The sequence below is a fragment of the Ensifer sp. NPDC090286 genome (assembly GCF_044769565.1).
Classification (GTDB): Bacteria; Pseudomonadota; Alphaproteobacteria; order Rhizobiales; family Rhizobiaceae; genus Ensifer.
On record NZ_JBIVYF010000014.1, the window covers coordinates 16,988 to 32,696 of the forward strand.

Here is a 15,709-nt window from a genome sequence, read left to right on the forward strand (position 1 = left end):
CATTCCTCCCTTTCGTCGGGTGGCTCTTCGCTCAGCTCGCGGCGAGCTCCATGACCTTGATCTGGGTTGCTTCCGCCCTGTCGAGGAAGCCGGTGACGCGGCCTTCATGCATGACCATGATGCGGTCGCTCATGCCGAGCACTTCGGGCATTTCCGAAGAGATCATGATGACCGCGACGCCGTTGCGGGCGAGTTCGGTGACGAGGCGGTGGATTTCCGCCTTGGCGCCGACATCGATGCCGCGTGTCGGCTCGTCGAGAATCAGGATGCGCGGATTGGTGAGCAGCCAGCGGCCGATCAGTACTTTCTGCTGGTTGCCGCCCGACAGGTTCTCGATGCGCTCCTGCAGGTTCGGCGTCTTGACCCGCAGCTTGCGGCTCATCTCTTCGCAGGCTGCCGTGATCTGCTTTTCGGTAACGAAGCCACCCTTGACGAAACGATCCTGGAGAACGGCGATCTGCATGTTTTCGAGGATGTCGAGGATCAGGAGACAGCCGGTATCCTTGCGGTCTTCTGTCAGAAACGCCATGCGGTTGCGGATCGCCGTGTTCGGGCTGTCGATCGAAAGCGTCTTGCCGTCGATCGAAATCGTGCCGGAACTTGCCGGCGTCACGCCGAAAAGGGTTTCGGCGACATTCGAGCGGCCGGAGCCGACAAGACCGGCAATGCCGAGGATTTCACCGGCGCGGACGTCGAAGGAGACATCGCGGAAGACGCCATTAAGCGCGAGGTTCTTGACCGACAGAACGACGTCGCCGATCGGCACCTCTTCCTTCGGGAACATCTGGGTGATTTCGCGGCCGACCATCATGCGGATGATGTCGTCGCGGGTAACGTCGCTCGACGCGTGCGTGCCGATGAACTTACCGTCACGGAAGACCGAGAATTCATCGGCGATCTCGAACAATTCGTTCATCTTGTGGGTGATGTAGACGATACCGATGCCCTGTTCGCGCAGATCACGAATGATTTCGAAGAGATGGGCGACCTCGCGCTCGGTGAGCGCAGACGTCGGCTCGTCCATGATCAGCACGTCGGATTCATAGGAAACCGCCTTGGCGATCTCGACCATCTGCCGGTTGGCCACCGATAGGTGACGCACTTCGATTTCGGGATCGATCTTGATTTTCAGGCGATCGAAGAGGCGCGCGGTGATGCGGTTCATCTCGCGGTGATCGACGAAGCCGAAGCGGTTTTTCGGCTCGCGGCGGATCCAGATGTTTTCCGCCACCGTCATGAACGGCATCAGGTTCAGTTCCTGATGGATCATGGCGATCCCGTTTTCGAGCGCGTCGAGCGGGGACTTCAGCCGGATCTCGGTACCCTTCAGCTTCACGTCGCCCTTGTCGGGTGTGTAGATGCCGGCGAGGATCTTCATCAGCGTCGACTTGCCGGCGCCGTTTTCGCCCATCAATGCGTGGACCGTGCCGCGCTTCAGCTTGAACTCGACATCGTCGAGCGCGACGACACCGGGGAATTCCTTGCGGATCCCTTCCGCAGAAAGAAGATATTCGGCCTTGGGTACCGCGCCGCTGGCGCGCACGGCTGCCATCGTTGTCGGACTGAGCGTCATGTTCCTTGCCTCCCCGTCGTTTCCGGCTGTCGCGGAAAGTCCTCATCGCTGGCGGGTGACCAGCCCATTTTACCGCGTACGGCATCCATTGGACGCAGAGTTTTGCGGTCGGACCTGCATTTTTGAAAGAGAGCGCGGGGTTCCCGCGCTCTCTATTGCGGCGATCAGTTCTTCGCCTGGTACTTGTCGAGATTTTCCTTCGTCACGAGTTCGAAGGGAATGTAGACCTTCTTGTCGACTGGTTCGCCCTTAGCGAGCTTGAGGGCGGCATCGACCGAGCCCTTGCCCTGGCCGGCGGCGTTCTGGAACACCGTGACGTCGAGGTCGCCTGCGGCCATGGCTGCAAGCGCGTCCTGCGTCGCGTCGATACCGCCGATGACGACGCTATCCATAGAACGGCCGGCGGCCTTCAGCGCCTGGATCGCGCCGATCGCCATTTCGTCGTTGTTGGAAATGACGGCGTCGAATTCAAGACCGGCTGAGAGCCAGTTCGTCAGAAGGTCGGAGCCTTGGGTACGCGACCAGTTGGCGGTCTGCTCCTCAACGATCTCGATGCCCTTGCACTGGTCGGTCGCAAGCACGTCGTGGATGTCCTTGGTGCGCATGCGGGCAGCCTGGTTGGACAGTTCACCCATCATCACGACGGCCTTGCCTTTGCCGCCAAGCATCTTGCAGATTTCCTGCGTCTGCAGCGTGCCGGATTCCTGCTCGTTCGACGCCACGAAAGCCTGCTTTTCCGGCAGTGTATCGACGTTGACCGGTTCGCGGTTGACGTAAACGAGCGCAATCCCGGCGTCCGCAGCGATCTTCGACATGGCAGCCGTCGCATCGGTATCAACCGGGTTGACGATGATCGCGGTCACGCCGGCGGCGATGAAGTTCTGGATCTGGCTCTGCTGTTTGGAGACGTCGTTCTGCGCGTCTTCGATCTGCAGTTCGACGCCATCGAGCGTCTTGGCGTAGTCGGACATGCCGTTGCGCAAGACCGTCAGGAAGTTGTCGTCAAAAAGGGCCATGGATACGCCGATGGTCTCGGCATGGGCTGCCGTCGACATCATCACGGCCAGCGCTGTGCTGAGCACGAATTTCTTCATTATCTTTCTCCTCCACAATGGTGCCCGGCGCCACCTTCTCCTGCCGGGGACGCAATGCCGGATTGCGCTCATTCATTTCGAAAGCGGCACTCCCGCTGCGCTTTCGAATAAAACGGAATAAACGAACCAGTAGATTGCGATTACGGAATATGTATTCCATTTTATGCGGGCGCCGTCAAGGCCTGATGCGGCGCCCGTTGTTGATTTGCCGGCCTCGGGGCCGGGGAAGCTCAGATCTGGGTTTGGATGTAGTCCACGCTCTGCCTGACGGCTGCGGCCGGATCCGCCAGTCTGTGGACTTCGGCGGCGAAAGGCTCAAAGGAGAGTGGCCCTGAATAGCCCGCCGCGCGCAGACGTCGAATCTGTCCGACATTGTCGAGCAGGTCGCTCCGATCGACGAGGACGCGGTGCGAATCGCGCAGATCTGACACGGCCACGCGTTCATCGGTGACGCCGGAAATGTGGATGAGGCCTGTCATCTCGGGATAGACCGCCCGCTCACCGGCGAGGTGGTGGTGAAACGTGTCGTGCACCAGGCGGAAGGTCTTCACGCCCTCGACTGCCTTGATTGCCTCAACAGCCTCCGTCTTCGAGCGCAGCGAGCAGATCTCGAAGCCAAGTGGTTCGACGAGGCCGATAATTCCGGCCTTTTCGAGCATCGGCTTCAGTGCCGAAAGGGCTTTGCGCAGATTTTCCTGGCGTTCGCCATCGGCCTGGCCCGTGCCATCGTTGACGGGAACGAGAACAAGGGCCTTGGCGCCGCAGTCGCGCGCATAAGCGATCAGTTCTTCGCCTTCCGCCTGACGGGCCTCGTTCCATTCGTTGAAACGTTGAAGGGCATTGATCGAGATGATCGTGATGCCGTGACGGCCGGCGAGGGCGGCGACATCCTTCGCCGGCGTGCCGTCCAGGATGGCGTTACCGGTGAGATCGTTGCGGATTTCGACAGAGGTCATGCCGAGCGATTTGGCGAGTTGGAAAAAGTCGCCAAGCGGTAGATTCGGCGTCGTCATGTGATTGAGGGCGAAGGGCAGGGCGGTCACGGGAATGTCTCCTCCAGTGGGGTGGCTATGGGTTATAAATGGAACGTTCATTCCATTTATAACCTTGCGGACAATTCACCAACTGTCGGAGCGCAGTCAAAGAGCACAGCGCGAAAAGGCCTTGCATTACTGCAAGATTGTCTTGCGTCAGTGATGGAATTCTCTCATTCCTGCGTGGGTACCAAATTCTCTCTGACATGCTTCCCAGTGGTTAGGAGATCTCCGATCGCTCCTGGTTCAAGTTGGCAATTGCATTTCTGAAGGGGAGATGGTTTTTGGCCGGACGAAGTTGAGAATTTTAGCGGCTTGAGACAAAGGGATGAACGAGCTGGACGAAGTATCGCCAGAAACAACGCGCCCCTGGCACCCGAGATGGGGTTCCAGAATAGGGGCATCCTTTTTCGTGCAGCAGGCATTCCCCTGGCTGCGGAACTACTTCGGGGATGCGCCGCTTCATTCGACGCTGTCATCTTCACTCGACGGGATCGTCTCTTGGGGCGGTCGGTTGCCGGCAAAGGCAGCTATCCGTATTGCACGCCTCAGAGGTCTGCCGCATTGGCACCTCGAAGATGGCTTTCTACGCTCCGTGGGTCTGGGCAAGGAAGGCAGTGTGCCGATTTCGATTGTTATCGACGACAAAGCGCTTCCGGTCGAAGCGGGTCGTGCCTCGCGTCTAGAGTTGTTGATCGCCGAAGCGGGTCGTACGGAGTTCACAAACACGGGTGCCGCCATCCGGGAGGCCCTGGTGGCGAACAAGCTTTCTAAATACAACAGCTTGCCCCACCATAGTCCGCGCATTGAACGCACTAACCGGCGCAGGGTTCTGCTCGTGGATCAAGTGTACGGGGATGTTTCCGTTGCAAAGGCGCTCGGATCGCCGGCATCCTTTCATCGGATGTTGGATGATGCCCTCGCTAGCGGCGCTCAGTGCGTTGTTCGGACACATCCAGATGTGATCGCCGGCCATAGACGCGGCTACATGACAGAGCGGGCTGCCAAATCGCCCGGGATCATCTTGATGGCGGACAAGGTCTCTGCCGCCTCAATCCTCGAAATCGTAGATGAGGTCTGGACGGTGTCCAGCCAAATGGGCTTCGATGCGCTTTTGCGGGGATTGCCTGTCCGTTGCTATGCAACGCCGTTTTATGCGGGCTGGGGTCTTACCGACGACCGATCGGGCAAGGCTTCGCAAAGCACCTTGCGTCGCAGGTCGGCGGCGCGCCCAACGCTCGATCAACTCACCTTTGCGGCTTTAAGTCTCTATCCAGTGTATCGCCATCCTGAGACATGGGTGCGGTTGGATACACTGGCGGCCATTGATTACCTTGTGAAAGAAATTGCACAGACGCGGCGCGAGGCGTAGCGCCGTCATTCTCACGAACCACCATCTGCCTAGATATTTTCCGGTGTGAAGAGGTCGAACGGCAAGAAGGTTTGCCCCGGCGCTCCGGTCGGGCCCTTGTCTATCGCCTGGATCATCAGGTTGATCGTTTCGCGCGCGAGGGCGGCCGTCGGGGTCGATATCGCCAGGGTCACGACATCGTCGCCAAGGGCCGCACGGGAATCCGGTGTCAGCTCGTTGACGACCGCGATCAGTTTTCCCTCAAGCTTTTCCTCGCGGATCGCCGAGATCGCCCCTTCCATGCCGCCGCCGCAGACATAAAAGCCGATCAGGTCCGGGTGGCGCTGCAGCAGATTGAGCGTAGCTTCATGGGTGATCTCGGCCGTGTCGAGGTTAACCATCGTATCCAGCACTTCGAAATCCGGCGCGTGCTCACGGAAATAGGAGCGAAAGCCAATTTCCCGAAGCTCGTGGCCGAGAAAGCGATGGCTGCCGACGAAGGCAGCGACCTTGCCGGGGCGTTTGGCCGCCTTGGTGATCATCCACGCGGCCGTGCGGCCGACCTTGTGATTGTTGAGGCCGACATAGCCCTCGCGAACGCCGGCGGCAAAATCCGAAAGCAGGGAGAAGACCGGAATGCCGCGTTCCTTGAGTTCTTCTATCGCGGTGGTCACGGCCGGGTAGTCGGGAGCGACGAGCGCAATGGCTTGGTTCCGCGTCGCAGCGGCCCGAAGCTTTTCCGTGATGGCCGATGGGGTGGAATTTGCCACGAAATCGACCTGGGCGAAGACGCGGGCATGCGACAGCGACAGTGCCGCGTTTTCGATTTCCTTCGCAACCGTTTGATAGAAGGCCTGCTCCGGCTTTTGCAGCACAAAGCCAAGCCTGTATTGCGGCAGGTCCTCAAAGACGCGCTGCCGGATCAAGCCCACGGCGTGATAGCCGATTGATTTAGCAGCCTCATAGACCCGGCGCGCGGTCTCCTCACGCACGGGATGGCGCCCGTTGAGTACGCGGTCGACGGTGGCGACGCTGACGCCGGCAGTGCGCGCAAGGTCGGCAATGGTCGGACGGTTGCTCATCGTGGCTCCTGATAGGTTTGTATCACGCGTGAAATGCGGGTTATGACATCATTTGAGAGAATATATCATTGCTGCATTGAGACCTGGCAAAAGTCAACCTATCGTCATTGCACGACATGAGACGTCTCCGGCCAGATGGGGTCGGACCGCGGGGAGGAGCGCAAATGACGATGATGCCGACGAAGCGAGACTACAGCCTGCTTGGCCGGGATGCCCAGGCGGCGGTCGCCAACGGTCTCTCGGCCGCAGAGTGGTATCACACCGACATTCCGCGCAAGCAGATGAAGGAACTGATGAAGCGCGAGGATGGGCCGGCCATCCGCGACACTGCGATCTGGCTCGGTTGTCTCGTTCTGTTCGGTGCACTCGGCATCACCCTCTGGGGCACGTGGTGGGCCGTTCCGTTCTTCCTTGCCTATGGCGTTCTCTCCGGTTCCGCCTCCGATAGCCGCTGGCATGAATGCGGCCATGGCACGGCGTTCAAGACGATGTGGATGAACGATGCCGTCTACCAGATCGCCTGCTTCATGATCATGCGCAATCCGGTCACTTGGCGCTGGAGCCACACGCGTCACCATACGGATACGGTGATCGTCGGCCGGGATCCCGAAATCGCTGTCATGCGGCCGCCGGATCTGCTGCGCCTCGTCCTCAATTTCTTCGGTGTGCTCGACGTCTGGCACGCGATGATCGACATGGTGCGCAACACGTTCGGCATCATCAGCGCCGAGGAAGCGACTTTCATCCCTAAAATGGAGCAGCCGAAGGCGATCCTGGTCGCACGCATCTGGTTTGCGATTTATGCGGCCACCATCGCCGCCTGTTTCTATCTCGGCTCGATCCTGCCGCTGATGCTGATCGGTCTGCCGAGGCTCTATGGCGCCTGGCACCACGTGCTGACCGGGCTGCTGCAGCACGGCGGCTTGGCCGACAACGTGACCGACCATCGGCTGAACAGCCGCACCGTCTACATGAATCCGGTTAGCCGCTTCGTCTATTGGAACATGAACTACCATGTGGAACACCACATGTTCCCGATGGTGCCTTATCACGCGCTGCCGAAGCTGCACGCCATGATCAAGCATGATCTGCCGGATCCGAACCCGTCAATGCTTCACGGCTACCGAGAAATGGTCCCGGCCTTCCTGCGGCAGTTGCGGAACGAAGATTACTTCCTGAGGCGCGAGCTGCCGGCGACGGCAAAGCCCTACCGGGAAGAATTTCACAGCGATGCGATCGTGCACGCAGCCGAATAACCAACCGATGCCAGGAAATGGGAGGAAATCATGAGCGGAAACTGGGTTGAAGTCTGCGCAGCGGACGAAATCGACGAAGAAGATGTTATCCGTTTCGATCACGACGGACGCACCTTTGCTGTCTACCGCAGCCCGGACGACGAGTATTTTGCCACCGACGGGCTCTGCACCCACGAGCATATTCATCTCGCCGATGGCCTCGTGATGGACGACATCATCGAATGTCCGAAGCACAACGGCCGCTTCAACTACAAGACCGGCCAGGCCAAGGGCGCGCCCGTTTGCGTCAACCTGAAGACCTATCCGGTGAAGGTCGAGGCCGGAAGCGTGTTCATCGCGCTCGGCTGAAGCCGCTCTCGATAGGATTGGGCTCGCCGCGGCGGGCAGGGAGGTTGAGATGGGTTCCATCGTCATCGTGGGCGCCGGCGAATGTGGCGCAAGGGCCGCCTTTGCCCTCAGGGAAAAGCAATACGACGGTAAGATCACACTGATCGGCGCGGAACCGCATCTTCCCTATGAGCGGCCGCCTCTTTCGAAGGAAGGGCTCAAGGCAGAGGTCGCGCCGAAATATGTCGCCGATGCCGAGCGCTTCGCGGCAGCGGGGATCGAAGTGCTGACGGATATCCCGGTCATTGCCATCGATCGGGCCGAGAAGCGCGTGACGCTCGCAGACGGAAGCAGCGTCGCCTATGACCGGCTGTTGTTGACGACCGGTGCGCGGGCGCGAACCATCGCCGGTATGGATGAGGCGTCACGCCGTATCCGCACGCTAAGAACCCATGCCGATGCTGAAGAGATCCGCCGCGAACTTTCGCCCGGTCGCAAGCTTGCGATCATCGGCGGTGGCTTCATCGGTCTGGAACTCGCCGCAACGGCGCGCCGGCTCGGTGCTGCCGTGTCGCTTATCGAAGGGTTGCCGCGCATTCTTTCTCGCGGAGTGCCGGAGGAGATTGCGGCGGTCGTTGCCGCGCGGCATCGTGCAGAAGGCGTCGACATACGATGCGACGCCAAGATCGAGCGTATCGACGCGGACGAAGGCCGTGCGCGGGTCGTTCTCGCAGGCGGCGAGACAATCGAGGCCGATCTCGTCGTCGTTGGCATCGGCGCGGTCCCCAACACGGAGCTTGCAGCCGTCGCCGGCCTTTCAATCGAGAACGGCATTGCGGTCGACGCAACGCTTCAAACCAGCGACCCGGATATCTACGCCGCTGGAGATTGCTGCTCGTTCCCGCTCTGTCACTATGGTGATCGTCGGATACGTCTTGAGGCGTGGCGCAATGCGCAGGATCAGGGGACGCTCGTTGCCGGCAATCTGCTCGGCGGGGGCGAGGCGATCACCAGCGTGCCGTGGTTCTGGTCCGACCAGTATGATCTGACACTGCAGATCGCGGGGCTTGCCGAGGGTGCTGCAACGACCGTGCGGCGCGAACTTACCGACGATGCCTTCATTCTTTTTCATCTCGACGACACCGGTCGGCTGCTTGCGGCCTCCGGCATCGGACCGGGCAATGCGGTCGCGCGCGACATTCGGCTTGCAGAAATGCTGATTGCAGCGCGAAAACGACCGGATCCGCAGGCGCTCATCTCGCCCGAAACCAAGCTCAAAGCACTCCTCGCCGCCTAGCGCGACAGGCAAATCATCCTTCTTTCATAATCCGGAGCCTTCTCATGAAAAGCCACCGTCCGACCGTTGCCGATCTCCTGTCGATGAAGGGCAAGCGCCAACTCACCATGCTGCGTGTCGAAACGCTGGATGAGGCCGAAGCGGCGGAAGCCGCCGGCATCGATCTCGTCTCCGTCCCGCCGGCGCTCCTAGGGCCGGAGTTTCGAGAGGTGGCGCCGACCTGCTTTGCCTTTCCGGGCCTCGAATATGGCGACTACGTCACCGCGGAAGAATACATGCGCGCGGCCTTCAAGGCACTGAAAGCCGGCGCCGATGCGGTCTATTGTGCCGCCGGGCTTTCCACCGTCCGCCGGATGCGCGAGGAGGGCATTCCCGTCTGCGGCCATGTCGGCCTCATCCCTTCGAAAGCCACCTGGACCGGCGGTTTTCGCGCCGTCGGCAAGACGGCGGCGAGCGCGCTTGAGATCTGGCGACAGGTCAAGGCGCTTGAGGAAGCCGGCGCCTTCGCCGCTGAAATCGAGGTCGTTCCGGGAGATGTTGCAGGGGCGATCAGTGCCAGAACGTCGATGCTGATGCTTTCGATGGGAGCGGGTTCCGGCTGCGACGCCCAATATCTGTTTGCCGCCGACGTAATCGGCAGCAATCGCGGCCACGTGCCGCGTCACGCCAAGACCTATCGCAACTTTGCCGCCGAATATGACCGGCTCCAGCACGAACGGATCGCCGCGTTCGGGGAGTTTGTCCAGGATGTGCGCTCCGGCAGCTACCCACAAGAGGGCCACCTCGTCGGCATTGACGGCGCGGAACTGCGCGCATTTCTGGCCGAGCTTGAGCGCGGCTAGAGCCGTACGCCTTGCGCGGAAGAGGGTGCTTGGTATAGTCCACGCGCCAGTTCAACTTTTTCTTTCCGCGACGGATCACGATTTGAGCGCCCTTCTTCAGGACAGTCTCACCTTTGTCGGCTTGCTGACCGCAATTTATGCGGCGACGGTGGCGCTGTATTTCATCCTCGGCTACGGCATCACCTGGCTCAACGACCGCAACCCCGAGCGCCGCATCCAGAAGGGCCGGCGTGGCGAGAAGCGCAAGGCAATCGAGATCCGCCAGAGCATGGCCTCGATCCTTGTCACCTGCACGTCGGTGGCGATCGGACTTTTCGTCCAGTACAAGGGATGGACGCTGTTTTCGCCTTGGGCGTTCAGCTGGTGGACGGCCGTTCCGCTCTTCGTGCTCTGCATGGTGCTTTTCGACGCCTGGTTCTATTTCGCCCACCGGCTGCTGCACACCAAGCTCTTCTATAAGTACCATTTGCTGCACCACCGCAGCGTCGCGCCGACGGCTTGGAGCAACGATTCGATCGGACTGGTTGATACGGCCATGAGCCAGGGCTACTACGCCGTGATCACGTTCCTTGTGCCGTTCCCGCCGATCATCCTTCTGGCCCATCGCCTGTTCGATCAGATCAACGGCACCTTCGGCCACGCCGGCTTCGAATACTTCGCCTCACGCACGGCGCGGTATCCTTCGCCAATGCTTTGCACGACCTATCACGACCAGCACCACGCCGAATTCAAGTACAACTACGCCAACTATTTCTCGTTCTGGGACCGCGTGATGGGCACGGTCGCGCCGAACTATGACCGGCGGGTGGAGGCGTTCGAGGGGAACACCCCCGCGATAAGCTTTAGGAAGACCTCAAGTGCTGCCGTCAGCGATGTATCAGGTTCCGCGGCAGAAAATTGAGAAATTGCAGGAGATTTCGGTAAAATTGCGAGATGAGCGAATTCCCCGTCATCCGTGAGCCGGCCTTTGTGACAGTCGGCCTATTTTCTGTGGGTGGCTACCAGAAAACTGGGCCCTACTGAACTTTTTTCCATAGCTTCGATGGTTTTCTTGGTTTTAGACTGCCGGTTCCTGGTCAATCGTTATGTTTTGCCGCACAACTCACTCAGGACGAAACGTTTCAATACTTAGTACATACTTGCGCGTCGTCGGATCGAGGATCGTCCGTAAAACGTCGGTCGGTGACGGCGACACAGAACGGCATTGCGCCCGCTCAACTCTATCGTTGACGACGTGGCCCTTGGAGCGAGCCCGGACGATGTGGCGTCGGCTGAAAGGGGACAGAGATCGACGATCGAAGTCAGCTTGTCGCCGAGGTGGTCATCGGCGACGTTTGTAATTTGGGGCGGCGCGTTGATCGACGAAGCCCATTTGCAACACGTTATCCGAGCGATACGCTCTGGAAGGTCCCGTCAGGCATGAAGCCTTTCTTACGAGGCATCCGATGGGATAGTATCAATATACAATCTGCGCGTGTGATACTGTGTGAATCTATCTTGTGGGTTCGCTACCGGAGGTGTACGGGATTGTTTACACGCGGTGATTCTCTGCGCCTGAATGGCCCAACGGAAAGCCGAGTTGGCGCTTGAGGCGGTGTCCAGACAGTGGTAATGAGCGTCCCGCAACTCTCCTGTGTAGCCAACCGAATAGGAACCGATCATTGTCGAACGTTTCTCAGTTGAATGGCGAATTGCGGCAGAGTTCACCCAAGATTGTATGTGCATTGCCGGCCGCCAAAAGACGTGGGGCATATGTGACAAAGAAATTGACCTGTGAAAAGTCAGTCAACGCCCAACGCGAAGGATATTTTGCTGCAACCCGCGTTGAACACAATGTCTAGCAATGTAGGCGTCAACGATCATGATCGGTGGCACGGAGAAGATGATGTCATCGGGATCTTCGGTTCAGGAGGTTGTGGCAAGGAAGTCCTGCCCCTTGCCTTGGATCCTTCGTCCTATGTGGAGCCCTTGAAGGAAAGGCGCGGGAGAACTGTATGCTTCGTGGCCAAAGACAGCGCTCATGCTATTTCTGCCAACACTCCGCAATTAACGGAAGAGGCATTCTTTGCCCTACATGGCGAGCGCCACTTTATAATTGCCATCGCGGACTCTCGTATTCGTGAACGGATTGCAGAAAAGTGCAACGCGTTCGGTGTGCTGCCCCTTTCGTTGCAGGCGCCCAACGCGACGGTGCATATGAATGTCGAAGTCGGCGCAGGGACGATCATTTGCGGTTACTCCACAATTGGGCCCGATACGCGCATAGGTAGATTCTGCCAGGCAAACGTTTATACATACATAGCTCATGACTGCGTCATTGGGGATTTCGTGACGTTCGGTCCACGAGCATGCTGCAATGGCAATGTTCACATCCACGATCACGCCTATATCGGTGCGGGCGCCCTTTTGCGGCAAGGAAGCAATCAGAGGCCGCTCACAATCGGTGAGGGCGCTGTCATCGGGATGGGCGCTGTTGTTACTCGAGATGTGCCACCTTTCACCACCGTAGTAGGAAACCCTGCTCGCCCACTGCGTGTGGGAACATAACATAGCGGAAATAAAGACAATGCTTAATGGCAAAAGAATCCTCGTAACAGGCTCAGACGGGTTCATCGGTTCACATCTAGTCGAACACCTCGTAAATCAAGGACACGAGGTACGGGCCTTTTGTTTGTACAACTCGTTTGGTTCTCTCGGTTGGCTTGATACGCTTGACGTTGAAGTGAAAAACCGGTTCGAGCCGTTCCTTGGGGATATCCGCGATCCGCACGGTGTAAAGGCCGCGATGCAGGGATGCGATGTGGTGCTGCATTTAGCGGCACTCATTGCTATCCCTTATTCCTATCATAGTCCGGCGACGTATGTGGACACCAACATCACGGGTACGCTGAACATTCTACAGGCGGCGCGCGAACTGGGTGTATCGCGCGTGGTGCATACGTCTACCAGCGAAACTTACGGCACCGCGCAGTTCGTGCCCATCTCGGAGGAGCATCCTCTCGTCGGTCAGTCGCCCTATTCCGCTTCGAAGATAGGTGCAGACCAGATGGCGTTGTCCTTCCAGAAGTCCTTCGACACTCCGGTTACAGTACTGCGCCCCTTCAATACCTATGGGCCGCGACAGTCGGCCCGGGCGGTCATCCCAACGATCGTCGCGCAAATTGCCGCTGGTTCACGGCAGATCAAGCTGGGTAGCGTCAGTCCGACGCGCGATTTCACATTTGTCACGGATACAGTACGCGGTTTCGCCGCGATCGCCGATTGTGACTCTGCAATCGGCGAGGTGGTGAACATTGGGAGCAACTTTGAGATCTCTATCGGTGATACGGTTATGGCTATTGCCGACGTCATGGGCGTGGACGTAGAGATCATCACGGACGAACAACGCATCCGTCCGGAGAAGAGCGAAGTCGAACGCCTGTGGGCGGATACGACGAAGGCGCAACGCCTCTTCGGATGGAGTGCCGAGTTCGGTGGCTCAATTGAAGGGTTCCGCAAGGGGCTTGAGAAAACTGTGGAATGGTTCACCAAACCGGAGAACCTCGCTCAGTACAAGCATGATAAGTACAATATCTAAGACGGTAGTTATGACCTCTACAAGCGATCTCATTCTCTCCCGCCTCTCTATGCTGAGCAATGGGAAGGATTTCATTCCCCTTCACGAGCCGATATTTGCTGGAAACGAGGAGTCCTACGTCAGCGAGTGCATTCGTACCGGATGGGTGTCCTCGGTTGGTTCGTATGTTGATCTGTTAGAGCGGAACCTTGCTGAGTATCTAGGAGTCAGGCGCGTGGTCGTGACCGTTAACGGTACCGCCGCCCTTCACCTGGCGCTCGTCGCGGCCGGTGTCACTGCCGAGGATGAGGTCTTGGTCCCGGCCTTGACGTTCGTCGCAACAGCCAATGCTGTCGCCTACACGGGAGCCACGCTGCATTTTTGCGATAGCGCGCCAGATACCCTCGGCCTTTGCCCCGAGAAACTCGCCGAACATTTGGCAGCGATCGCTGTCATGGACGACGAAGGATATTGCCTCAATGCGATCACAAGAAAGCGCATCAAGGCGATCGTTCCCATGCATTGCATGGGGCACCCTGTCGAGCTTGAGAAGTTGGTCGCGTTGGCTTCGCGCTACAACATCATCGTTATTGAAGACGCTGCTGAATCTCTCGGGAGTTTATATAAGGGCCAGCACACCGGTGGGTTCGGTCGTATGGGCGCTATAAGTTTCAACGGGAACAAAATCATCACTGCTGGGGGCGGCGGCGCAATCGCGACGAATGATGAGGCGCTTGGCGCGCGGTTGAAGCATCTCTCGACCACAGCGAAAACCAGCCAGGGCGGGTTCTTTTTCCACGACGATGTGGGCTATAACTATCGTATGCCCAATATCAATGCTGCGCTCTGCTGCGCGCAGTTGGAGCGCCTGCCGGAATTCCTCGACATAAAGCGCAGTATCGCCGAGCAATACAAGGCACTCTTCGACGGGGTCCTTGATGTATCCTTTATCTCCGAGCCCGCAAACACACGCTCCAACTACTGGCTTTCGTCAATACGAATCAAAGATTCAGAGGCTTTCGGTACTGTAATTAGTGAAGCGAACCATCGCGGTATCATGGTCCGACCTTTATGGGACCTGATGCATACGCTGCCCATGTATGGGCAATGTCCCAGTATGAATCTCGACATTGCGACAATGCTCAGCAGGGAGGTTGTGAGCCTTCCGAGCAGCGTTAATCTAACGTTTAATTCCTAGATTGCCGGGACGATAACCGATGACACGCTACAATTTCGACAAGGCGCTGTTGGGTTCGAACGCTACCCTAAAAGAACTGCTGCACGCGCTTGACTGTGCCGCAGAGTTTCGCATCATTCTCGTGGTTGACGCTGAACGCCGGCTGGTGGGGACCGTTACTGACGGCGACGTGCGCCGAGCCCTGTTGCGGGGAATCGGAATGGACGCACCGGTGTCTCAAATCTTAAATGATCACCCTGTTACTCTTCCGCCGACGGCTTCGCACGCCCAACAGAAGCAGAGGATGTTGGAAGCGGGCGTCCGGCAGATCGTGTTGGTTGATGAGGGGAGGCGGGTCATCGGAATTACTACGCTCGACAGCTTGAGTACAGACTACAACCACCCTAACAAAGTATTTCTTATGGCCGGGGGGTTGGGGTCTCGCCTAATGCCGCTGACTGAGGCCACACCTAAACCCATGCTTCCCGTGGGTGGAAAGCCCATTCTGCAAACTATCATCGAGAATTTCATCAATGAAGGTTTCAGTGATTTTCACTTGGCGGTGAACTATCATGCCGATGTTATTAAAGACTTTTTTGGCGATGGTGAGAAATTTGATTGCCGAATTACTTATGTCGAAGAAAAGAAGCGGATGGGCACCGCTGGCGCGCTGAGTCTAATCTCGGAAAAACCAAAGGAGCCTATGATCGTGATGAATGGCGATTTGCTGACTCGCGTCCGGTTTCACAATATATTGGATTTCCACAACAATCACGACACTCTCGCGACCATGGCAGTCCGCGAATACAACTTCCAGGTGCCTTTTGGGGTGGTGAAGCTAGAACATACGGAAATTGCGCGCATTATGGAAAAGCCGGTGCAGCATTTCTTTGTCAATGCGGGCATCTATGTCGTTAGCCCCGAAGCGTTGTCGTTCATTCCGCAGGATACCTTCTATGACATGCCGAGCTTGTTTGATGACCTTCAAAAGGCCGGTTTCAAGAATATTGCTTTCCCATTGCAGGAATACTGGATCGATATTGGTCGAAAGGAGCAGCTTGAGCAGGCGAACGATGAGTACGATCGGGTCTTCATCAACTAACCGCAGAGAACTGGAATT

Annotated in this window: 14 protein-coding genes; 10 read left to right on the top strand and 4 right to left on the bottom strand. The window is 58.1% G+C overall.

Annotated features, from left to right (window positions below; genetic code table 11):
* Positions 1-31: 31 nt before the first annotated feature.
* The 3 genes from ACIQUG_RS34290 to ACIQUG_RS34300 form a co-directional block, all read right to left on the bottom strand.
* Complete coding sequence (locus ACIQUG_RS34290; RefSeq protein ID WP_043616199.1) at positions 32-1,573, bottom strand: sugar ABC transporter ATP-binding protein; 1,542 nt, start codon at positions 1,571-1,573, stop codon at positions 32-34.
* Between the two features lie 164 nt (positions 1,574-1,737).
* Positions 1,738-2,667 (bottom strand): sugar ABC transporter substrate-binding protein, encoded by a 930-nt coding sequence (locus ACIQUG_RS34295; protein WP_402326853.1) that lies wholly within the window; start codon positions 2,665-2,667, stop codon positions 1,738-1,740.
* Positions 2,668-2,897: 230 nt separating this feature from the next.
* Positions 2,898-3,710, bottom strand: a complete 813-nt coding sequence (locus tag ACIQUG_RS34300; RefSeq protein WP_402326855.1) for a TIM barrel protein — start codon at positions 3,708-3,710, stop codon at positions 2,898-2,900.
* 319 nt (positions 3,711-4,029) lie between these two features.
* Here ACIQUG_RS34300 and ACIQUG_RS34305 point away from each other — a divergent pair, with 319 nt between their 5' ends.
* Positions 4,030-5,073 (top strand): capsular biosynthesis protein, encoded by a 1,044-nt coding sequence (locus tag ACIQUG_RS34305; RefSeq protein ID WP_402326856.1) that lies wholly within the window; start codon positions 4,030-4,032, stop codon positions 5,071-5,073.
* Positions 5,074-5,102: 29 nt separating this feature from the next.
* Here the strand turns inward: ACIQUG_RS34305 and ACIQUG_RS34310 are convergent, their stop codons facing one another.
* On the bottom strand, positions 5,103-6,134 hold the full coding sequence (locus ACIQUG_RS34310; protein ID WP_060529654.1) for a LacI family DNA-binding transcriptional regulator: 1,032 nt from the start codon (positions 6,132-6,134) through the stop codon (positions 5,103-5,105).
* 164 nt (positions 6,135-6,298) lie between these two features.
* On the opposite strand from ACIQUG_RS34310, the gene ACIQUG_RS34315 reads away from it, so the two are divergent.
* The 9 genes from ACIQUG_RS34315 (at position 6,299) to ACIQUG_RS34355 (ending at position 15,691) form a co-directional block, all read left to right on the top strand.
* Positions 6,299-7,390 carry a fatty acid desaturase family protein gene (locus ACIQUG_RS34315; RefSeq protein WP_402326857.1) on the top strand — a complete coding sequence of 364 codons (1,092 nt, stop codon included), beginning with the start codon at positions 6,299-6,301 and terminating at the stop codon, positions 7,388-7,390.
* Positions 7,391-7,420: 30 nt separating this feature from the next.
* Entirely contained in the window at positions 7,421-7,738 is a 318-nt protein-coding gene (locus ACIQUG_RS34320) for a MocE family 2Fe-2S type ferredoxin (protein ID WP_060583797.1), read from the top strand.
* A gap of 49 nt (positions 7,739-7,787) precedes the next feature.
* Positions 7,788-9,014, top strand: coding sequence for an NAD(P)/FAD-dependent oxidoreductase (locus ACIQUG_RS34325; protein ID WP_402326859.1), 1,227 nt, complete (start codon positions 7,788-7,790; stop codon positions 9,012-9,014).
* Between the two features lie 44 nt (positions 9,015-9,058).
* Complete coding sequence (locus tag ACIQUG_RS34330) at positions 9,059-9,856, top strand: 3-methyl-2-oxobutanoate hydroxymethyltransferase (protein WP_402326860.1); 798 nt, start codon at positions 9,059-9,061, stop codon at positions 9,854-9,856.
* 82 nt (positions 9,857-9,938) lie between these two features.
* Entirely contained in the window at positions 9,939-10,757 is an 819-nt protein-coding gene (locus tag ACIQUG_RS34335) for a sterol desaturase family protein (protein WP_402326861.1), read from the top strand.
* A gap of 872 nt (positions 10,758-11,629) precedes the next feature.
* On the top strand, positions 11,630-12,403 hold the full coding sequence (locus ACIQUG_RS34340; protein WP_402326862.1) for an acetyltransferase: 774 nt from the start codon (positions 11,630-11,632) through the stop codon (positions 12,401-12,403).
* 19 nt (positions 12,404-12,422) lie between these two features.
* Positions 12,423-13,433: an NAD-dependent 4,6-dehydratase LegB gene (locus tag ACIQUG_RS34345; RefSeq protein ID WP_402326863.1), complete on the top strand. Its 1,011-nt coding sequence runs from the start codon at positions 12,423-12,425 to the stop codon at positions 13,431-13,433.
* Positions 13,434-13,443: 10 nt separating this feature from the next.
* Positions 13,444-14,610: a LegC family aminotransferase gene (locus ACIQUG_RS34350; protein ID WP_402326864.1), complete on the top strand. Its 1,167-nt coding sequence runs from the start codon at positions 13,444-13,446 to the stop codon at positions 14,608-14,610.
* Positions 14,611-14,629: 19 nt separating this feature from the next.
* Complete coding sequence (locus ACIQUG_RS34355) at positions 14,630-15,691, top strand: nucleotidyltransferase family protein (protein WP_402326865.1); 1,062 nt, start codon at positions 14,630-14,632, stop codon at positions 15,689-15,691.
* Positions 15,692-15,709 lie beyond the last annotated feature (18 nt).